The following is a 20,873-nucleotide window of genomic DNA, read 5'->3' as shown; positions in this document are numbered from 1 at the left end:
TCCTTTAAATCACCTATATATCTTGTGCTCTATACACTTGGTTCCCCATATCGAACCAGTATATGCCACAAATACTTTAATTCCTGAAGGACTTCCTCATAACTCCCTCTGTCTTTCCATAATTCCGGATTACGTTTCAAATCGAAGGTAGCAGCCCCGATTACACTTGCATCAATATAACCATTTTGGGCTATCCGTTTTGCTAAGGAGGGCATAGTTGGTCCCCTGAAATCTGAAGGTATTTTGTCTATTTTCATAACAAATCCCATATGCCAATATAGTTCGATGGAATATTTCATACACATTTGTTTAAATATTTCCCCTATATAGGAATCTTTGAACGAAGGATCGGCCACAAGAATTTCTACGTCCTCTTTTAATGTAATATCACCGTGCACCTGGGATTCGATATAGTGATTAAGATTTCGATTAGGCTTTCGCTTTGAAGGGTCCTTAAATGGCTGTTCAAGATTTATTAATAAATGATCGATTAATTTCTTAGGTGTCAGATTCTTTTCACCGATCGCATCATTCCGAAAAAACGCATCTTTAAAAACAGCTGCTAAAATATCCTCAAACTCTTCATACGTGCCTTTCTCTACTGGATCTTGATGAGAGTCCATATAAGTATATGTACTGCGAGTAGAGACATTTGGCGATAGGAGGAAGTAACATGAACCAAACCGGGGAGCGGGTCCATCCGCGTGCAGCATTAAATCAAGCGCCCCGTATTTGGGTCGCTGACTATTAATCACATCATCTAACTGGTAGGCTCCGCCAAACAGCCTTTTTTCCCATGCATCTCTTGGCCCACCCGGATAAGCGGATACGCTGCCATTAGATATACCTGTTTCAAACTGGCTTTTGTATATCCCCTGTTCAAGCAATGACTGAGCCACAGTTTTCATATCCGCTGTTGGCCGGTCAGGATGAAAATGCAGTGCGATTCTAGCATTCGAAAATATCTTTGTACAAGCATTTTCAAAAGTACGCCAAGGGATATTTGACATCCGGAGAATTTCCAGGAGTGATTGTTGAGCAGTGTATTTTCGTGTTCGGGCATACTGAGAAATATAATCGATAGCTTGGCACTGTGAATTTGATAATTTATCCGGCATTGGAACACCCTCCTGTTAAGGGGTAACTTAATTTAGATTGGCCCCATTCCCTCCTTAACAACCTTGATCAATTCATCTTTATTGTCAGGATGACATGCGATTAAATAGGGCTCTTCACTCATTCCGGTAAATGGATTGCCATCAAAGTCAATAACTACTCCTCCTGCTTCTTTTACCATTAAAACGCCAGAATAGAGATCATCCCCTTCGGAATTATAAAGGACAATCCCATCGATATCGCCTTTAGCAAGCATGCACCATTGTAATGCCGGTGCCCATAACCTCATCATTCTCTTAAAATTCAAATCAATATGTCGCCTTAATTGGACTGCTTTCGGATCGTTTTGAACCTTATGTCCTTGGATCCAGCCAATGTTCCCTCTTTTGAAATGATTGCTTCGTTTCACTTTCATTTCTCTACCGTTGCAATAAGCACCTTTATTCATGCAAGATTCAAATAGTCTATCTGTCATTGGCTCGTATACTACACCAAGAACCGGTTCCCTCTTATACAGCAGTGTGATTGAGGTCGTGAACACTGGTAGACCAATTGCAAAATTGTTTGTTCCATCCAATGGATCAATTAACCATAGCCAGTCCGAACTTTTTCCATTGTCGCCTGCTTCCTCACTATGTATTTGATGATCTGGGAAGGTACTGTTTATACCTTTAAGTATAATGGCTTCAGCCATGTGATCTACTTCAGTTACAACATCACCAAAGCTATCCTTTGAACTAATATGTTCAAAATTATCAAATCTTTCTAGGGCAATAAGTCCAGCTTGTTTAATTAATTTCACTGCAAGCTCTCGAGCTAAATGAATAATATCCGCGTTCATGGGTCACCCCTCAAATTTAAAGTTATTTATACCCAGAGTTACTTTATATATGTCTTGTATGCAAGTTTCTATGTATTTGGCTACGCCATCTTCATTATTACTCTCGATCACCGTATCTGCAATTCCTAAAATGTCTACATGCGAGTTAGACACTGCTATTTTCTTGCCACCAACCTCAAATAATCCTAAATCATTGAGATTATCGCCAAATATACAAATATCCTTAGTTTCTACATTCATATGCTTTGCCCACATTTTTAAACCTTCACATTTTGAAGCAAGTGGATGACTGAATTCAAGAAAGTATTGATCTTCTATATAATAGTCTTTCATAATATGGAGGTTTACCTTATCCCTTAACACCGAGCTAACTTCTTCTTTAAGCGGTAATAAATCATCCAGCTCACCAATAAACGTCAAAGCTAATGTCTTTTCATCATCGGATGATTCAAGTTCATCCACTTCCGTGAATCTTGGATCATTGGTACGGCTCTTTAGGAACTCGATCATACCGAAGGAAGTTAATTTCTCGTGATATACACGTTCTTTATTCGTAGAATCCAACAAAAAGTAAAAAGGTGAACAACCATGTTTCTTGCCTGTTTGTATAATCTCATTTGTCAAACCAGCGCTCAAGAAGTATCCATCGATCACCTGGTTTTGAACAACATCAAATAGTAGTGCCCCATTATATAAAATGACTGGATGCTTCCACGCGATGTCAGAGACTACACTATAAGCACTGAATAACCCTCTGGCGGTAGCAAAACTAATAATGTAGTCTTCCTGTATAGCAGAATTAAGAACATTAACCGTAAAGTCAGACATCGTTTGATCGGATCTTAATAGAGTGCCATCTAAATCAGTTATAAAGATTCTGCTCAAGTTTCGCACCTCCTGTGGTCTTTGCATTACACTCCCTTACACCATAAAACACCATCTAACTCCAAACTTATCAATAAAGGATACTAAACAGGGGCTGAAAAAATATGGGGCCAATTGGAGTTATCGTTTTACTTTCTATATTTATTATTTGATAAGCCTCTCGTACTTTGAAAAATTGCGACTATTTCCATAGTTGAGTCAGTTGATGAATCTTCAGACCCACCATAATCACTTAACATTAACCTAGTGCCCAAAATGTTTATTTCTGCGTGAATAATAAACTTTTCAGGCTCTTGTTCAGGGTCGTACATAATGTTGTCAACTTCTGAGCCAAAGGTCTTCTTATAAAGCTCGATAGCTTCAGAACAAGCGCCGTTTAAATAAAGCTGTGGTACCAACATCCGTTAATCCTCTTCAAAATAACCATTTTACACAAAATGGTAGTCTCGTGTTGTCTGGATCGAAATAACTCAAAAAATTAAATATGAATGATATTGTTTTCTCTATACCATGTTCTAAGCTGATTAATGTGAGCCTGATGATAACGACTATGATCAGCAATATGCCATATTCCCCATCGAATGGTTGCTGACTTTTCATTCTCATGCCCGAATGTGACAATTTTACCCAAGTCGGCATCATCTAATTCTTTACATACATCTTCTAACATGGATATAATGCCTTTATAATTAGACAATAGTGTCATTAAAGGCGTCCCTTGGATCATTGGAAGCCTTCCTTTTTCATCTATCATAGGGCCATATTGTTCCTTTAATGACTGAGGAAGTGGTTCTCCCTTTATTCTATAAACCCAATTCAGATCAACATACATAAGATGTTTGATTATTTGAGCGGTACTATTGAATTTGTTATTAGGACCCTTATAGTCTACTTCTTCTTGTGGCATGCCTTCAGTGATGAGTTGTAGTCGCTGGTTATTCTCTTTGACAGCAGAGTACAGGATTCCCACAATGGGTGACATGGTTAACTCACCCTGTAAATCGTAAAGCATTTAAGCACTTCCTCCTTGTTGTTGCAATGTCATCGCCTTAAGGATTTAGGTTCTGATCGGTATTAGAATTTCAACATCTTCTTCTTCCACATTCTCTTCAAAGTAAAAAATCTCTATTGGGAACGTGTTTTCTAGAAATCTCTGAACATACCCTTTCTCACTCATCCATTTGAAAATCCTATCGTACGCCTCGCCAATCGATTTGTTTGTACAATTAATCTTTGCATAGGTTTGGGCAGGCAAAGTGAATCCAATCATCCCTTCCGGAATATCGGTCAAATCACTGACTTCCAAACAAGCAAAATATGTAGCAATAATTCCATTACACATATACGGTGAGAGCAATACTTCCTTGTCCTTGGAATTTATAATTTCACTTCTTCTTTCAACGAACTCCAACTGTACTTTCAGGGCAGCGTCAGGAAATCCACTCGGAAAATTAGCTGTAATGCTCTGACCGATCAACGAATATTCCCGTGTTGTTAATTCACATTTAAATTTCTCAAGTTTTTGTCTTTGCATGATAAATGCCTTCCTTTCCTTTAAGTTTTAGTTATGTCATATCACGTATTGTATACACGAAACGACCCAGCCCTAGATAGCTTTTATCTTAGGCTGGGTCGTTAGTTGTCTGCTTCTTCCATGATTATACATCTAACAACCGAGGGGAGATAGCCCTGCTGATTAAATTCTAATCTTCATATTTGACCATGAGAAAACCGCCTTGGTGAAAAGGCGGTTTTAAGCCCTCGTTCCCCGTTAGTGGAATGAGGAACGAGCAGTATAACATAAATTATTAGAACTTACGTTTATGATAGGGGATACCCTCGCCATCTTCACAATAGGATTTGAGACTATAAAGGAAAATAGCCCAGTTGTAGTTACAGGAGCGATAAAATGGCGTTACTTCTTTCCAGTTCGAATGACGCAAAGTAATAAAAGACTTCCCGTTCTTCTCTTCAATATCAAAGGAAATCATCGTACCAATCCATTCTGGATCTGAATCTATACACTGCCAAACGACTTTTTTATTAGTGATCAATTCTTCTATTCTCATCTTAGTTATGTCATTGCTGCCAAATCGAAATTCATTAACAAACCCAATTTGATTATTAACACTGAGTTCATTGGTCCATATTTCCGACAGTCCCTCAGCAGTGGTTAAAATTTCATACACCTTCGACGCTGGAACATGAACGGTTTGCAAGTGCTCGATATTTGCCATGCCTTACTCCTTTCAAACTGAAATAATTTATGTTTGATGCTTACGATAACATATGATGAATATAATAGTTTCTTCTGGATTGCTATGTTGCAGTTAACAATTATTTGTTCAACTACCCCCGGTTAGCAATCTCCCACTCCGTTCTATCGGATAACGTTAATATACGACCTCTACCTATATTAGTTCAGTATCTACAGCTTCTATCACTTCAAATAAGAATGTCCTATCATTTATGTATTCATTAATGTAAGCCAGTGCATACTTTTGCTCTTCAATTAAACTGGGGATTTCTCTCATATCAGACGAGTGATGACAATAATTTTCAATCATAGTCATAATGAAAAAACACTCCAGATCACGGATGTAATCCTTATTTAGTTTGACTACACTCTCATATCCTTGAATAAGTAACCATCGATGTTTAGGGGTAAGCTCTAATAATGCACCTGACATATCATACAAATAAAATTCGTAGCCGCATCTTCCAAAATCAACGGGGAATGGATGTCCATTGTTAAACACAACGTTCCCAGAGTGGAGATCTGCATGAATTAAGCCATAGTTTCGAGCATCTCGCTGCATACGATCAAATTGATGAATGATCTTATCTATAGCTTTTTGATATAGTTTCCATGAGCTGTCCGATAGAAATCGTGGATAATAACGCTCTAGTTTAGCTACCTCTTGCCTGAAGCTATCACTCCCCCAATGAGGTCGGACAAAATCAACGGGTGTATCCAAATTAGCAGAAGCTTTATGAAGTCTACCTATCATGGCACCTATGTTATATACATGGCTGTCTGTGAACTCACTACTCCAGTGCTCACCCTCAACCCACCTCATTAACGTGACGTATGGTTTCCGATACCATTCTTCTGTCTCACACTCTAAAATATAAGAGCCACAACGGCTTTGAATCCCTTCTGGCACTACCAAATCCTGTACTTTCCTTAATCCATTCAGAAAAACAAGTTCAGACAAAATTTCTTCTTTGTTGACTCTTTCGGAATGAATGCGAAGCAGGTAACTTCCTGTCGTTTCAGTTTCTATTTTATATGTAATCGTATCTGACAATTGAATAAAACGAATACAATTCCAATCAATAGCATCGTTCGTTTTTCTCAAAGGCGAAAATTTCAAGATGACACCAATAAAACCATCAGCATCATCAACCGGAAAATAACCGCCGCCAAAAAAAGCTTCTAATTGAACTATCATCATAATTACAGCGCCTGAAGCACTTCCCTTAAACACATAACTGAATCCCAGTCCCAATCCAAGGGCAATTACAGGACACAAAGTTTGCGAATCTGATCATTTACATTCTCTTGTACGATCCCCCCATGATAGCAAATCACGGTTTGTACATCGAAATCCAAATACTTTCTTAAGGAACACTTCGCGGTCTCTACATCATGAGTGGTAGGGGCATGGACACCGCCTAACGTTCCATTTTCACTGTACATAGAATCGCCCGCGACCAGGATTTTCTCCCTATTTAAATAGAAGCTGACGTGTCCAGGTGTATGACCCGGAGTATGAATAACCGTTATTCCATCAAAGAACGGCAATACCTGGCCGTCCACAAGTTCATGGTCAACACGACCTTTTAACGGGGCATGATCCGGATCCTTGAGTAATGGCAGCTCTGCTTGAATATATGGTTTTTCAAGTCTGTGTGCATACACTTTCAGGCTATCTCTTTTGAATTTCAAAATATCTGGGAGATTTCCGATGTGATCCAGGTCCTGATGTGTCAATAAAACGACATCCAACTTCTGTACCGGAGATCCTGCTTGCGACATTGCCTCTAACAGTTCTTCAAACTGACCCGGGAACCCGGTATCAATCAAAATGGTTACATTTTCATCCATTAGCAATACTGGATGAATAAGGAGACCATGATAGTTTAAACTAAGCATCTTTAACTGGTATTGAGTACCCATTTACCTCACCTCAACATATAAATTGATTTTTACGATATATACATTTGCGTCCACGTACACTTGGTCGGACCAACCGAGCACCATCGTCAAGATGCCGACCTGGAATATAACAATTTCATGATAATAAAAAGGATGAACGTGTGATAGTGCACAAGTTCATCCTTAATGATGAGAATCTTCATAAGTTTACTGCATAATTCTCATAAGGTTTCAACCTCACAGCTCGATTGTCAGCCGCTTGTTTGACGGGATAAATTCCGCTAGAAGTGGTCATCTAACCGTTTGGTAAACGAGACCTATAGCTCCAGAATCAAAGGTCTTGTTTTCGATAAGTTTAAGCTTGATCATCTCCTGGAGACCTTGAAATAAAGGCAATCCACTGCCGATCAGGACGGGAGAAACCGTAATTTTAAACTCATCGATTAAATTAAGCTGTATAAGGTAGTGTGCGAACCTAGGACTACCGATGATGATCATATCTTTGCCTGGCTGCTGTTTGAGGTTCTTGATCTCTTCCTCGACATCTTTCTTCACCAGTCTGGAATTGTTCCATTCGACTTTATCCAGTGTCGTAGAAAAAACGATTTTGGCTGTCTTTTCGATCCACTCGGCATGATTCCGTTCATACTGTGAAGCTGATGGGTTCGAAGGCACAGATGACCAGTAACTGTGCATCATCTGATAAGTCCCACGTCCCCAAATGACAGTGTCGGCAGTACTCAGAATTTCTTTCGCGTGATTCTGCAAATCAGCATCGTAGGAAACCCATCCAATGTCCATATCACCGTTTGGCCCTTCCACAAAACCGTCAAGCGATGCGTGTAAAAATAGAACAAGTTTTCTCATTTTCAGTTCTCCTCTGTTCAATAGGGATATTTCCATAACCTTCATTTTAGGACATTTCAGCTTGGGTTATTTCTTATAGATTGCTAATCTAAAGTGTCAAAAAGTAAAATATAGTACTATTCCACCTTTCGGACTCAAACTATTCATTTGTAATCTTCCGGAGCCGATTTGCTACCCATTCCACATCGTAGCCGGTTTCATTTAAGATCACCGTATTATATAGTTCTTCGAGACCAATGCGGAGCATGTAGCAAGTAATCGTGTTCCTGTCTTCAGAAGTGTCCATATATCTTGTTTTTAGGTGCGCAATGAGAGGCTGAAGCTTATCCTCGTTCCAGAACATAAAATTCGCTATATCATACAGATGGTCCCCGTACAAGGCTAAACTCCAATCAATGATTCCGGAAATGCGTCCCTGTTCGGCAATCAAATTAAATGAACCTAGATCGCCATGGATCAACTGTTTTTTCGTTATTTTTATTTTATCTGCACCTTTCTTTAATTTCCGAACTGCAGCATCAATCACATCGGCATCAAGGCCCTTCTTGTCCAGCTCAGACCAGTTGTAAATATCCTCGTTATAGATCGCTTCAACAAAATCGTTCCACGAAGGATAAGGGGCATTCCCTGTGCTGTCAAAGCGTCCATACCCGATTTCTTCCGATACTTCGATTGAATTTAGGATCGAGAGAATTTCAAGAACAGAAGGAACGATATCGACCAACTCCTGGCTGTTCAGATCGAACATTTTATCCCCTTCGATGAAATCGTATATCGCATAAGGCGGCTGATCTTCTGACCCTTGAATCAGGATTGCGCGTCTAAGCGGCAATACATGATGATACCTGTTATAAACCCATTGTTCTTTCTCGTGTACTTCCTTGCGTGATCCCGTCTTGAATACGTATCGCTGACTGTTCGCTTCGAAAGCGAACGTCTGAGAAGCTAATCCTCCAGTAAGTTCCCTCACTTGAGACGCCTCAGGGTAGTGACCGCAAATCATTGCGTGGATCTCATCCTTCGATCGTTTTGGCAACATGGCCGGCACTCCTTTAAAATAGATTTTGCCAAGCAGCAATTCATCCAAGGAGAGGCCGTAGAGTTGGGCGAGTACAATGATTGAATGAATGTCCGGTACATTTTTGCCGACTTCCCAGTTGGACAACGTTTGCCTTGTAATGTTCATTCTTGAAGCAATTTGTTCCTGGGTAAATCCGGCTTTTCGCCTTCTGAGTTTGAGCTTCTCGCCAATGTTCATCTGCACCTTCTCCTTGAATTTATTGTCTCATATTGCTTTGAAATAGCTAGCAATGAACTCTTGCGTCAACTAGCGGTGTTATCGGATGTTCATGATCAATTCGATTTATGCCTTCTCCCCATTGGTATGTTCCTAACCTATTATTTAGCTTATCGCTCTGCATATTTAAATAGCAAGTTATAGTGCAACCGTAAAAAAACAGCCGCTCTTCCGAGCGACCGTTTTAAATGACTGGACCCTGCTGAGCTTCGTGTTCCTTAATTTGCTGCTTAAGCTTTTGGTTCATCCAAATAATTATCGCATTTGCGAACAGCAGCCCCATGGTAATGAAAAATATAGATCTGAAACCAAAACTGGCTGATATGACACTTCCCATAATCGGGCCTGTTAAATTGCCAATGAATTGACTTGATGCATTTAATCCCTGCGCTCTGGATTGCATATGCTGCGGGGCAAGCTTTTTGATCAGTGTGTTCAGGGAGGGCAGCATTCCTCCAATGAATAACCCTAAGCAGAAACGGCTGGCCAGCAATACAATGATGCTGCTCGTCAGGGCTTGGGGAATAAAGGTCATCCCGCACATGATGAGCGAGAAGATGAGAACAGCTCGCTGCCCGATGGCGTCCCCCATCCTTCCTAATATGGGAGATCCAATTAATGTGCCAATGCCAGCGACTGAAATGACAAGACCAGCAATCAATTCCGTATGGGAACCGTCAGTTAAAGATGCGGCATAGATCGGGATGATGGGCTGTATAGACATCATTGCTAATTGTGTCAGCATGGTAGCAGCAAAGATAGGCAGCAGCGGCAGCATGACAGACCATCCCTGGGCTGGTGTCTCTTTGACTTCTCTCTGCTTCGGTTTATTGTTCTTGACATAAATGCCAACAATCAGAGTAGAGACAAGGGACAGAAGTCCAGTCAGAATAAAAACCGTACGAAATCCAAAAAAGCCGGCCAGCACCCCGCCAATGAGCGGACCGATCAGCATCCCGGCGGTCACCCCAGTTTGAAGGGTCCCTAGTGCTTTTCCTGTATGCTGATCAGGTGTGACCGCGGCTTGCATCGAGACAGCCATCGGTATAAAACCGGATGCAGCCCCGTTAGCCATACGGAGCAGCAGCAAGTGCCATGGCCCGCCTGCGAAACCCATCAGCATCGTGATGATGCTGCCGAATATTCCAGCCCGCATCAGCATCAGCTTATGACCATACCGATCTGCAAAGGAGCCCCATATCGGTTGAAAAAAAATACTAGTAAGTGCTTGAGCTGAAAAAATGAAACCTGACCAAAGCAAAACTTCCGACTCATCTGTGACACCAAGTTCCCCTAGATATAAAGGCAGGAACGGAAGAATCATACTGATGCCTGTTGCTGTACTGAAATTCGCCATCCATAAGATCCATAAGGTACGTTGCCAGCTCATTGAAGCTCCTTTCTGGATCTGTTTCTTAGGCAGGATCCACTTTAAGCGGAACCGACTGAGCTCCCCACTCAGGCCATCTGGTCATCGTGATGTCTCCCGCTAATTCAATATGCTTCGTTCTGACAAGAAGTTCTTTCAATGCAATCTGGAACATCATTCGAGCTAACGGCGCCCCTGGACAGCGATGCGGACCGCTGCCGAATGCAATATGATCCTTTATATTGGGGCGGTTTATCATAAACTGGCCGCTGTTCGGAAAAACCGCTTCGTCACGATTCGCCGAGCTGAACACGACGGCAATCGGTTCATCTTTTCTGATCGTCCGTCCGCCAAGTTCCACATCCCGCGCGGCTGTTCTGGCAAAACCTCGATATGGGGTATAGAGTCTTAAGTACTCTTCAACAGCCGCAGGTATAAGCGAAGGTTCTTTCCGGAGCATACTCTGTACATCGGGATTCTCTGCGAGATGAACGCTGATGCTGCCCATGAAAATAACCGGAGCAATCATCCCTACTACGATTAATTGACGGATGGTTCCTAATATGAGTTCATCCGGAAGCGGCTTCCCCTTATATGTTTTTTGCAGATAGGCGGTTACCACATCAATGGATGGATCATAGGCATTCAGCTTCCGGTCTTCAATAATTCGCCGTGCGATCTCGTACAGCTCCTGACTGTATTTCTGAATATTGTCTTTATCCATGACATGCAGCGCCTTTACATATTGTTGTGTGACCCCGCGGATCGTCATGGACATTTCTTTGGATAAGTTAAAAAATTCAGCAAACACATAGCCTGGCAGTTTGTGCGAGAATTCTTCGCAAATATCCCCGCCTCCCTTTTGAATAAACGGATCAAGCAGATTCACAATCGTGGTTTGCACTCGATCTCTTAAGGCTTCCATCTTCTCGTCTGTAAAGAACGGATCCAGCACTCTGCGATATGGCGTATGCTCTGGCGGGTCTAAATGCAGGGGCGGCCTGCGCCCTGTTGTAGACACTTTAGGCACCACATTCTGCACAGAGGTAACATAGGTTGCCGGATCCTTCAGCACATTGACAACATCTTCATACTTCAACACTGCCCAAAATCCACCTAGATCGTTACTATGTGCGACAGGACATTTTGACCGCAGTTCAGCAAAGGTCTCATGCATGCTTGTGAACGTTTCTTCTGTCACTGCGTCAAAATCATGCGCAACACTTTTATTCATAGATAAACGCCTCCTTAAGCAAGTGAACGTTCTCAAACTATCTATCCAAATAGCTTCTTGGCTTCCTCTAAATTGGTCCACACTCGATTCAACATGGATCTCAGCAGCACTTTTTCTTCCTCGCTAAACCCCTTACTCAGGTTTTCTTCATTCGTCATGATTAAATCAAGCACGACAGCTTCCAGTGCCTTTCCCTCTGGTGTTAAATAAACGAGCTTCACCCTTGCATCTTTAGGATGCAGTTTTCTAAGCACCCAGCCTCTAGCTTCCATACTATCCAGCATTCCTGTTAAGGATGCCCCTCTTACACCGAGGTGTTGAACGAGCTGTTTTTGGGTGACACCCTCCTTCTCCCACAGCAGCTTTAAAATCCAGTATTGTGAGCTAGTGATCCCATGTTGAGCCAATATTTTGTCCATAATATTGGTTAAGTATAGTGATATCTTTCGAAACCATGTTCCGAACCAAGCGCTGGATAGGTGATTGTTATGCATAGAAAGCCTCCTAATGCGAACATATAACAGGTCCCTTTGTTAGGACCCTAACAATTATACTGAAAAAGAAGGAAGCATCCTAAATATATCTTTGATGATGTTGTTAGACTTGCTCCCAGAACTCTCGCTCATCGGAGTTGGGATCCCGATCAAGCTTGCTCTCCTTATTAAATAGCATCGTTTCCCTCTCCTCGCTGCTGTAGGGTGACCAAACTGGCAGGCCTGGCCCGTTAGGGCTTCCCGTCTTAGCAAATGCGATCCAAGCTGCATGAATCTGGTCGGCAACAGCCTGACTCTCAGATGCTGGCCCTGTCAATGCTTTGGACGCATCCAGGTTATTGAACACAAATGGAACCTCAATGCCATGAAAAGCGAATCCTCCAGCTGCTTCCGAAGTCCAGTCAAAGCGATAAACCCAGGTCGGCGCTTGATGTAGATTTCGGTGTTCAGCCAGCTTAATGGCTGGTATATTGAAATCGTGGAAGGTCAGCAAACGGGCAAGCTGATGCAGCAAACTAGGATCCTGATCGTATTTTGTGGAATAAAAGGAAACCGCCTGCTGCAATACATCCCCCACTCGTTGTTTAAATAGTGCCAGCAGCTCTTCATCACTCTTCCCTGCCCATTCCGGGTCCATGTTCGGTGTAACCTCATGCTGCGTAGTTCCTATGATGACAGGTATGTCCTTGTTGAAGCCATCGGCAGCAGCAGCAAGCGGCATTTTGGAGAAGAAGTTATCTTCAAAGGTGGGCTCTAAACCTACGGCTGGTCTTAAGGGCGGTGCTGCTTCCAGGATCTGTTCCGCTGAAATAGTTCTTAATAGGTGCAAATGATCCGCACTGATCTGCAGCTTCTTCAGAATCTCATTCGTAATTCGGCTGGCATCCGATTTGCTGCGGTAAGTTGAAATCATTCCACTTTGAATGATGGCTCGATGAAAGAGTCCCTTCGACTGAGGAAGGGCCAAGTGAAGACCGACACTTCGGCCGCCTGCGGATTCACCGAAAATGGTCACTTGGTTCGGATCCCCTCCGAAGGCGGATATATTCTGCTGCACCCATTTTAGCGCAGCAATTTGATCCAGAATGCCAAGATTCCCTGAATCCTGAAATGCTGTGCCTCCCCATTCATCCAGATAAAGAAATCCCATGGCGCCTAATCGGTAATTGATCGTAACGACAACAAGATCTCCTTTCTCCGCGAAGGATTTGCCATCAAACATGGGATCCGATCCAGCTCCTACCATAAAGCCGCCGCCATGAATCCATACTAAAACTGGACGTCGACGATGATCTGCGCCTGGCGACCAGATATTTAAGGATAAACAATCTTCATCCATTACCTTTTCCTTTATAGGCTGAAGCGAAGCAAATCCATATTCTGTTGCATCACGCACCCCTTGCCATGGTTCAGGCTCTTGCGGCGGAGCATATCGGAGATCGCGGAGGGGAGCTTTCGCATAGGGAATCCCCTTCCAGCAGATCACAGCCCCATTCTGCTCCCCTTTTAATTTTCCATAAGCGCACTCAGCGATTAAATCCACCATTTCCCCAGCTTCCTCCTTTTGAAAACAAAAGATAGCTACAATCTTTCCCAAATGGCCGCGATGCCCTGTCCTCCGCCAATACATAAGGAAGAAATGCCGTATTTCTTGCCTCTGCGTCCTAGTTCGTAAATTAGGGACAGTGATATTCTAGTTCCTGAAGCGCCGAGAGGGTGACCTAAAGCAACGGCTCCACCATTGACATTTCCGATCGCTGGGTCAAAACCAAGCTGCTTTTGGCAAGCCAAGTACTGTGCTGAAAAAGCCTCGTTAATTTCAATCAGATCCATATCCTGTAAAGAGAGACCCGCCTGCTTCAATGCCTTCTGTATAGCCGGGCATGGACCAATGCCCATAATCTTGGGATCTACACCTGCTACGGCCCATGATACCAATCGGGCAATCGGCTTCAGGCCTCGACTCGCTGCATATTCTGCTGAAGTCACCACCACGGAGGCTGCCCCGTCATTAATGCCGCTGGCATTGCCAGCTGTAACCACACCATCTGCCTTGAATTTGGGTTCGAGCTTTGCGAGCTTCTCCATGCTGGTTTGGCGCGGATGCTCGTCGCGATCAACCACGATCGTTTGCTTGCGTTCGCGCACCTCAATCGGAACGATTTCCTCGCCTAGGCGTCCAGCCTCCATGGCGGCTAACGCCTTGTTATGGCTGGATAAAGCATGCTGATCGATTTCTTCCCGCGTCAAACCGTACTGTACGGCCAGGTTTTCCCCTGTTTCTGCCATATAAACCTGGCCTACAGGATCATACAGTGCTTCATACAGGTAGTCCTGCATAGGTGCCTCAAATAATGGAATTCCCCATCTGGCTCCGCGAAGGACGTGCGGAATCTGACTCATATTTTCGGCTCCGCCTGCAAGTGCGATATCGGATTCTCCCGTCATAATCATTCTTGCAGCCTGCGTAATGGATTCCAGTCCCGAACCGCACAGCCGGTTTACGGTAAGCGCTGGAGCCTCTTTAGGAATGCCCGCTTTCAGTCCGACATGCCGAGCCATTAGGACGGCATCCGGGCTGGACTGAATTACATTTCCGAACACCACATGATCAATTTCCTCGGGTTCCACTTTAGCACGTTTTAGTGCTTCTTTTGCCGTGATCGCCCCCAGCTCAATAGCGGACAGATTCTTGAACGCGCCGCCAAATTTAGCAAACGCCGTTCTTGCTCCATCAATGATCACAATTTCATTGCGGCTCATGATCACTCATCCTCTCTATGCAGTTGTGCTTACTCCGCTGTCACGGGGTTGGAGAACGCCCCAATATGCTCAATAGTAATCGTTACTGTATCGCCTGGTTTTATTGGAGCTACACCCTCAGGTGTACCTGTCGCAATAATGTCACCTGGCTCCAAAGTGAGCACATGGGAATAAATTTCTACTAACTCTGCAATCCCGCAAACCATATCTTTGGTATTGACCTGCTGTCTAATTTCACCATTCACCTTGAGATCCATATTGATATTGGTATAGTCGGGAATATCCTCCAGTGTTGTGATCCACGGGCCCATCGGCGTAAAGGTATCAAAAGATTTTCGAAGGCAGCGTTCTTCCTCATTGTGCTCGTCTGGGCGCAGCGTCACATCATTTAAGCCTGTGAAACCAAAAATATAATGCCGGGCGTCTTCAGCCTTCACGTTTTTAGCCTTTTTGCCAATGATAAAAGCAAGCTCAAGCTCATGGTCGATCCGTCTTCCATGCTTGCTGGCCGGAAGGATAATGGGATCATTTGGACCAATAATAGATGTATTCGCTTTCAGAAAAAAACCAAGACCTCTTGCCGTATGCTGCACATTCATCTCCTTTTTGTGGGATAAATAATTAACGGGGGCAGCGACGATTTTCCCGGGGCGGGAAACAGGCTGCCTAAGACGGACCTCTGCGATGTTAAAGGCTTCGCATTCCGTGTATCTCGATTCTATGATTTCCTTATAAGTGTCATAGCTGCGGACCAATTCAACCATGGGACATAGGGTTTTTTTCTCGTTAAACAACAAACCGCCTACGTCATAAACCTTATCGCCTCTTACGAGTCCCAGCTGAAAGTCGTTAAATAATGCAATTTTCACGCTGTGTGCCTCCGTTCGAAATATATCCAGTTATTCGGGTTGAAAGATACGCTCGATGAATTGATTTCCGTTATTTTCTGCGTATGCTTCCTCTTGGTCCAATCCGAGAATTTCGAGCACCGGTCTATCATTCATCGAGAATAAATGAACATCCGTTTGTCCTGTACTATGGTGTTCATGCCAGCTCCACGGCGGTACGATAAAGAAATCTCCTTGGGTCCATTCAAACTTCTCACCGTTAATCACCGTATAGCCTTCCCCCTCCAATACATGGTAGCAGGCACTGTGAACATGACGATGTGCTTTGGTGCCCGTCCCTGCAGCAATTTTCTGCATCGAGGTGCCCAGCCGCGCATCGGCCGAGCCGCCGGTTACCGGATTGACATAATCAATGGCATAGCCATCATAAGGGTCCGCATCCAATCGGGTTAGACCTTCCAGCGCTTGCTTAATATTTGTCCACTTATAATTAATCAAAGGTGAAGGATATCCTCGAACCTTCCGCTCTGAAATAGATCGAACTCCACTGGCATAACGCGCAACGGAGCTGTCTGCAGGCCCGTTCAACGGATAAGTGTCATCATGGTAAGGCTCGAAGAAAGAACCTGTCAGGGTTTTAACCAGCCCTACGTCAAGGCCATCCATCCAGAACACGGGCTCCGTTCCTTCATGCCCGTGATCATGCCAAGTCCAAGGGGGCGTTAGGACCAGATCCCCGCGCTCCATATAAGTTTTTTCACCATTTACTGTAGTAAATGCGTCGCCCTTGCCTTCGATGATAAAACGAATGGCTGCCTGTGAATGACGATGTGAAGGAGCAACCTCACCCGGCAGCAGCAATTGAATGCCTACATACAAAGTATCTGTGGCGTATCCAATTTTGCCTTCATGAATGAGCGATGGATTCTGTAGATAGATGACGCGGCGTTCGCTTTCGCGTCCAAGTGCCAGCAGCGGTCCTGCCTCCAACAAATAGTCGCGAATGGTCTGCCATTTCCACAGATACGGCCTCACTTTATGCGTAGGCTGCTTTGTCACCATGGCACCCAAATTATCCCATAGCGGTCCCAAGTGATCCTTTGCCAGACGGTCTGCAAATTGGTCTAAGGCTTTGCGATGATCAGATTGATTCATTGGAGCCCCTCCTTGTTAAAGAGTAATGATATACTCCGTCAGATTTGCGACGAACAACATACCCCGTGCGTTCCAGATGATCCAGCAAGCCAATCACCTCTGACATGACCAAGAAAAACTGATTTACATAAATGTCCTTGTAGTATAAACGGGCCATACTCCCTGCAGTATCGCAGCCCGCCCGGATTAAATTCATGATTCGTTCCAGCTTGTGCTTGATCCTCGATATCTTGTCTTCGATTACCGGATTAGGCGAATGAATGACTCTCCCATGCCCCGTTAACAAAAGCTGTACATCTAAGGAAAGACAGCGTTCCAATGAGGCTAGCTGCTGTGTCACCGTAGGAATTAATCGGCCGCCGGCATCGGGTTCAATAATCGCATTGGTTGACATATGCTCAATGACCAAGTCTCCAGCAACGGCCCATTTACCATCAGAGTCATACAGCAAAATATGGTCTGGTGCATGTCCGGGCACGTCTATAACCTTAAAATTTAATAGGTTATCGCCTTCTTGAATGAGTTCAATGTCGCCATCGATTCGAAATGCTTCATTTTTAATGAAAGAGGCCCTAAACTTCTCTAATTGTTCAGCAGCTTCCGGCATACCGTCCATTTCACTATAGAGCTTTTCAAAAAAAGCAATCCGATTCCCTAAAAATTCTTTATCGTGGGTAATATACGGGATGGCTAGCGGATGTGCATATACCTTAACCTGTGGATTTAACTTTCGAATCCGGTGAACCAGCCCAACATGATCAGGGTGATGATGCGTGAGAATAATACCCGACAAATCCGCAGCCGAGAAATCAAGCTGCTCCATGGCCTGGTTGAAAGCTCCCCAGCATGCATCATTGTCCATCCCAGCATCTATTAAATAGAGACCTTCAGCGTGATGAACAAGAAAGGAGTTGATCGTCTTAAGCGCAGCATCTGCGGGCGCTTCAATCATGTAAATCAAAGTCTTTCCTTGTTGAAAACCAGTCAGCTTAGACATAGCGGATCCTTCCATTAGTACTTGGTCGAAACCATAGGATGGCCCTGCTTCGGTCCATACGGCCCTTCATCCAGCCAGCGCCCCAACTTTGGAATGAGCGGAGTTAAAGATGCAGCGAGCTCCCTCTTTAAATTCATATAAGGGGAATTTCCTTGAATATGCTCGAGTGCAGTACCTGCAGCATCCCGATTGTATCGGGAGGCCATTAAACGTTCTTCGGCCGCCAGCTCAACAGCTTTTCGGCGATCTGCTTCATTTGCAGCCTTCATCGCTTTCGCAACGCCTCGAACGGAGATGATCGCATCAGGCACACCGGAATTTAATCCGCGCGCGCCAAATGGAGCAAACAAGTGAGCTGCTTCTCCTACCAGCAGAACGCGCCGGCTTTCATCTGTAAACGATTCAGCCACGACTTGATAAAATTGATAAGTGGACACCCAAGTTACGCGCTCTGCATATTTGGGATCCATGACCTTCCTAAGCCATGCCTTCAAGCCTTCTTCGCTGCCAAATTCTTTCGGATCATCACCTTCCAGCAGCTGCAGGTCAACCCGCCATCCACCTTTAAATGGAACGAGAAGTACATTTCGCCCGTCCATCGCTGGATGCTCGTAATGAAATGTCCGCTCCAGCGGTATTGGATTTGCTTCATCTTCTTTAATATCAACAACGAGGAAGGTGTCGTTGGCGCGCGGGCCTTCAAGCTCAATACCTACACCTTTCCTTACAGCAGAGCGGGATCCGTCCGCACCGATCACATAGGGGGCTATCCAGTCCGTTCCGCTCGCCGTCTTTAACCGCACATGTTCTTCCGTTGTTTGTACATCAGTTACCTGCGTATCCCACACGAATTCCACGCCAGCGTCCAAACAAGCCTGGTACATATATTTCTCAATCTCAACTTGAGCCAAACTAGTGAAAGCAGGGATTTCCCCTGGTGTAGGCGCTGGATAATGGCGCACATACACGTCCTTGCCTCGGTATGTTGTCCGCTTAACAGGCCAGATCACTCCGTTCTCTGCTAATTTAAACCCCAGTCCAGGTGAAACTTCTTCAATCAGCTTCAAAGTTGCTTTATGAATATAGATCGCCCGGCTGCCCGGACGAAACCTCCCTTCTTCCTCCGCTTCCAAGATCGTAGCCTTCATCCCTTCATGTCTGAGCGCAAGCGCAGCGACCATCCCCACAGGTCCGGCACCTACTACAATCGCTTCACGATGTTCTTGTTGTGTCACACTGCTTCCTCCATTTCATAGATACTTATCACTCTTGGTTAACCTTATTCAAATTATAAATGGCGACAAACTACAAACCTATCTACACCGTATAGGAATTCTTGCTGGTTTTTTCGGTTATTTCGTACGAAAACCCAATGCAAAGCACGCCCTATCCATTGGATAGGGCGTGTACCTTGTTCAGCTGAAGTCATGTGGTTTTCTTCGATAGACACCGGTCTCTATGGCTGCTTGAATGACCTTTTTCCTCACCGCTTCTACCACTCGCGAATGAAAGACACTTGGAATGATATACTGCTCGTTAAGCTCATCCTCGCTTACGATTGAAGCAATGGCATAGGCAGCAGCCAGCTTCATTTCTTCATTAATACCTGTAGCTTGGCAGTCCAGGGCACCTCGGAATATCCCGGGAAAACACAGCACGTTATTCAGCTGGTTTGGATAATCTGAGCGGCCTGTTGCCATGACACGCACATAAGGTTCTGCCGCTTCCGGCATAATTTCTGGTGTTGGATTAGCCATAGCAAACACGATGGGGTCTTTGGCCATCTTCTTTAAATCTTCTACAGAAATCACGCCTGGCCCAGAAAGCCCTACAAAGACATCCGCATCCTGCATCGCATCGCTCAGCTGGCCAGTTTCATGGTTAGGATTGGTATGTTCGGCATACCATTGAAGCATCGGGTTACTATAGGTTTCGCCTCGATGCAGAATACCTACCGAGCGGGTTGCTCCAACAATATTTTTGACACCCGCTGATTGAAGAATCTTCGTGCAGGCAATGCCTGCAGCCCCCACACCGCTGAACACAACCTTGATCTCATGCATCTGTTTGCCTACAATTTTCAGTGCGTTGATCAGTCCCGCCAACATCACTACGGCGGTACCATGCTGATCATCGTGGAAAACTGGAATATCCAGCTCCTGCCTCAACCGTTCTTCTATTTCAAAGCAGCGCGGAGAGGAAATATCTTCGAGATTTATGCCCCCAAAAACAGGTGCAATTTTCTTCACGATGTCAATGATCTCGTCCGTGTCCTTGGTATCTAGGCAAATGGGGAATGCATCAATGCCGGCCATTTCTTTAAAAAGCATCGCCTTTCCTTCCATGACAGGCAGAGCAGCTACCGGGCCAATGTCACCTAATCCTAATACCGCAGTTCCATCTGTAATTACTGCGACTGTATTTCGCTTAATCGTCAGTGAATACGCTTTCGAAGGGTCCTCATGCAAAGCTGTACATACCCTTGCAACACCTGGTGTGTAGACGTGTGATAGATCATCACGATTCTTAATCGGTATTTTGGAGTTAATTTCAAGCTTGCCTCCCAAGTGCAGCAAGAAGGTTCGATCCGACACATTAATAATTTGGACACCCTTTACTTTCTTCAGTTCATTGACTAACTGACTTTCATTAGCCGGATTGAACACAGAAACCGTGATGTCCCTAACCATGGACATTTTCCCCCGACTCACTGTATCCACAGCAACGATTTCGGCACCTACTTCATGAATGACCTTCGCTATATCAATAAAGGGAAGGTCTGATTCAATGTCCAACCGAATAATGATAGTGTAGCTGCCCCTTGTTTGGCTATTCATCGCCTGAC

Annotated in this window: 21 protein-coding genes; all 21 read right to left on the bottom strand. The window is 44.2% G+C overall.

Annotated features, from left to right (window positions below; all coding sequences use genetic code 11):
* Window positions 1–29: 29 nt before the first annotated feature.
* The 21 genes from MKX50_RS10000 to MKX50_RS09900 all read right to left on the bottom strand — a co-directional run bounded on the left by MKX50_RS10000 (window position 30) and on the right by MKX50_RS09900 (window position 20,865).
* The gene (locus MKX50_RS10000; RefSeq protein WP_339159474.1) at window positions 30–1,118 is read right to left on the bottom strand and encodes a DUF3626 domain-containing protein; all 1,089 of its coding nucleotides are present in this window, start codon (window positions 1,116–1,118) and stop codon (window positions 30–32) included.
* Between the two features lie 32 nt (window positions 1,119–1,150).
* The gene (locus MKX50_RS09995; protein ID WP_213588777.1) at window positions 1,151–1,957 is read right to left on the bottom strand and encodes an inositol monophosphatase family protein; all 807 of its coding nucleotides are present in this window, start codon (window positions 1,955–1,957) and stop codon (window positions 1,151–1,153) included.
* Between the two features lie 3 nt (window positions 1,958–1,960).
* Window positions 1,961–2,842: an HAD-IIB family hydrolase gene (locus tag MKX50_RS09990; protein ID WP_339159473.1), complete on the bottom strand. Its 882-nt coding sequence runs from the start codon at window positions 2,840–2,842 to the stop codon at window positions 1,961–1,963.
* Window positions 2,843–2,970: 128 nt separating this feature from the next.
* Window positions 2,971–3,243 carry a hypothetical protein gene (locus MKX50_RS09985; RefSeq protein WP_339159471.1) on the bottom strand — a complete coding sequence of 91 codons (273 nt, stop codon included), beginning with the start codon at window positions 3,241–3,243 and terminating at the stop codon, window positions 2,971–2,973.
* A 77-nt stretch (window positions 3,244–3,320) separates the two neighbouring features.
* Window positions 3,321–3,854 carry a DinB family protein gene (locus MKX50_RS09980; RefSeq protein WP_339159468.1) on the bottom strand — a complete coding sequence of 178 codons (534 nt, stop codon included), beginning with the start codon at window positions 3,852–3,854 and terminating at the stop codon, window positions 3,321–3,323.
* A 45-nt stretch (window positions 3,855–3,899) separates the two neighbouring features.
* Window positions 3,900–4,376, bottom strand: a complete 477-nt coding sequence (locus MKX50_RS09975) for an effector binding domain-containing protein (RefSeq protein WP_213588781.1) — start codon at window positions 4,374–4,376, stop codon at window positions 3,900–3,902.
* Window positions 4,377–4,650: 274 nt separating this feature from the next.
* Window positions 4,651–5,079 carry an SRPBCC domain-containing protein gene (locus MKX50_RS09970; protein ID WP_213588782.1) on the bottom strand — a complete coding sequence of 143 codons (429 nt, stop codon included), beginning with the start codon at window positions 5,077–5,079 and terminating at the stop codon, window positions 4,651–4,653.
* Window positions 5,080–5,253: 174 nt separating this feature from the next.
* A complete protein-coding gene (locus MKX50_RS09965) occupies window positions 5,254–6,333 on the bottom strand; it encodes a phosphotransferase (protein ID WP_339159466.1) in 1,080 nt (359 codons plus the stop codon).
* Window positions 6,334–6,365: 32 nt separating this feature from the next.
* Complete coding sequence (locus tag MKX50_RS09960) at window positions 6,366–7,025, bottom strand: MBL fold metallo-hydrolase (protein ID WP_339159464.1); 660 nt, start codon at window positions 7,023–7,025, stop codon at window positions 6,366–6,368.
* Between the two features lie 270 nt (window positions 7,026–7,295).
* Window positions 7,296–7,871: a dihydrofolate reductase family protein gene (locus MKX50_RS09955; protein ID WP_339159462.1), complete on the bottom strand. Its 576-nt coding sequence runs from the start codon at window positions 7,869–7,871 to the stop codon at window positions 7,296–7,298.
* Window positions 7,872–8,010: 139 nt separating this feature from the next.
* Window positions 8,011–9,129 carry a phosphotransferase gene (locus MKX50_RS09950; protein ID WP_339159460.1) on the bottom strand — a complete coding sequence of 373 codons (1,119 nt, stop codon included), beginning with the start codon at window positions 9,127–9,129 and terminating at the stop codon, window positions 8,011–8,013.
* A gap of 223 nt (window positions 9,130–9,352) precedes the next feature.
* On the bottom strand, window positions 9,353–10,558 hold the full coding sequence (locus MKX50_RS09945; RefSeq protein WP_339159458.1) for an MFS transporter: 1,206 nt from the start codon (window positions 10,556–10,558) through the stop codon (window positions 9,353–9,355).
* Window positions 10,559–10,583: 25 nt separating this feature from the next.
* Window positions 10,584–11,771, bottom strand: coding sequence for a cytochrome P450 (locus tag MKX50_RS09940; RefSeq protein ID WP_339159456.1), 1,188 nt, complete (start codon window positions 11,769–11,771; stop codon window positions 10,584–10,586).
* 41 nt (window positions 11,772–11,812) lie between these two features.
* A complete protein-coding gene (locus MKX50_RS09935) occupies window positions 11,813–12,265 on the bottom strand; it encodes a MarR family transcriptional regulator (protein WP_339159454.1) in 453 nt (150 codons plus the stop codon).
* Between the two features lie 103 nt (window positions 12,266–12,368).
* Window positions 12,369–13,811 (bottom strand): carboxylesterase/lipase family protein, encoded by a 1,443-nt coding sequence (locus MKX50_RS09930; RefSeq protein ID WP_339159453.1) that lies wholly within the window; start codon window positions 13,809–13,811, stop codon window positions 12,369–12,371.
* A 35-nt stretch (window positions 13,812–13,846) separates the two neighbouring features.
* On the bottom strand, window positions 13,847–15,028 hold the full coding sequence (locus tag MKX50_RS09925; RefSeq protein WP_339159451.1) for an acetyl-CoA C-acetyltransferase: 1,182 nt from the start codon (window positions 15,026–15,028) through the stop codon (window positions 13,847–13,849).
* 29 nt (window positions 15,029–15,057) lie between these two features.
* The gene (locus tag MKX50_RS09920) at window positions 15,058–15,897 is read right to left on the bottom strand and encodes a fumarylacetoacetate hydrolase family protein (protein WP_339159449.1); all 840 of its coding nucleotides are present in this window, start codon (window positions 15,895–15,897) and stop codon (window positions 15,058–15,060) included.
* A gap of 30 nt (window positions 15,898–15,927) precedes the next feature.
* Window positions 15,928–17,031, bottom strand: coding sequence for a cupin domain-containing protein (locus MKX50_RS09915; RefSeq protein ID WP_339159447.1), 1,104 nt, complete (start codon window positions 17,029–17,031; stop codon window positions 15,928–15,930).
* Window positions 17,018–18,028, bottom strand: coding sequence for an MBL fold metallo-hydrolase (locus MKX50_RS09910; RefSeq protein ID WP_339159445.1), 1,011 nt, complete (start codon window positions 18,026–18,028; stop codon window positions 17,018–17,020). The genes MKX50_RS09915 and MKX50_RS09910 overlap by 14 nt, the downstream gene beginning before the upstream one ends.
* A 14-nt stretch (window positions 18,029–18,042) precedes the next feature.
* Complete coding sequence (locus tag MKX50_RS09905; RefSeq protein ID WP_339159443.1) at window positions 18,043–19,263, bottom strand: FAD-dependent monooxygenase; 1,221 nt, start codon at window positions 19,261–19,263, stop codon at window positions 18,043–18,045.
* Between the two features lie 180 nt (window positions 19,264–19,443).
* Window positions 19,444–20,865: an NAD-dependent malic enzyme gene (locus tag MKX50_RS09900; RefSeq protein WP_339159441.1), complete on the bottom strand. Its 1,422-nt coding sequence runs from the start codon at window positions 20,863–20,865 to the stop codon at window positions 19,444–19,446.
* Window positions 20,866–20,873 lie beyond the last annotated feature (8 nt).

The sequence above is a fragment of the Paenibacillus sp. FSL W8-0186 genome (genome assembly GCF_037969765.1).
In the GTDB taxonomy this organism is placed as follows: domain Bacteria; phylum Bacillota; class Bacilli; order Paenibacillales; family Paenibacillaceae; genus Fontibacillus; species Fontibacillus woosongensis.
The sequence above is the reverse complement of the archived record's forward strand: the minus strand, read 5'-3'. Positions and strand labels throughout refer to the sequence as shown.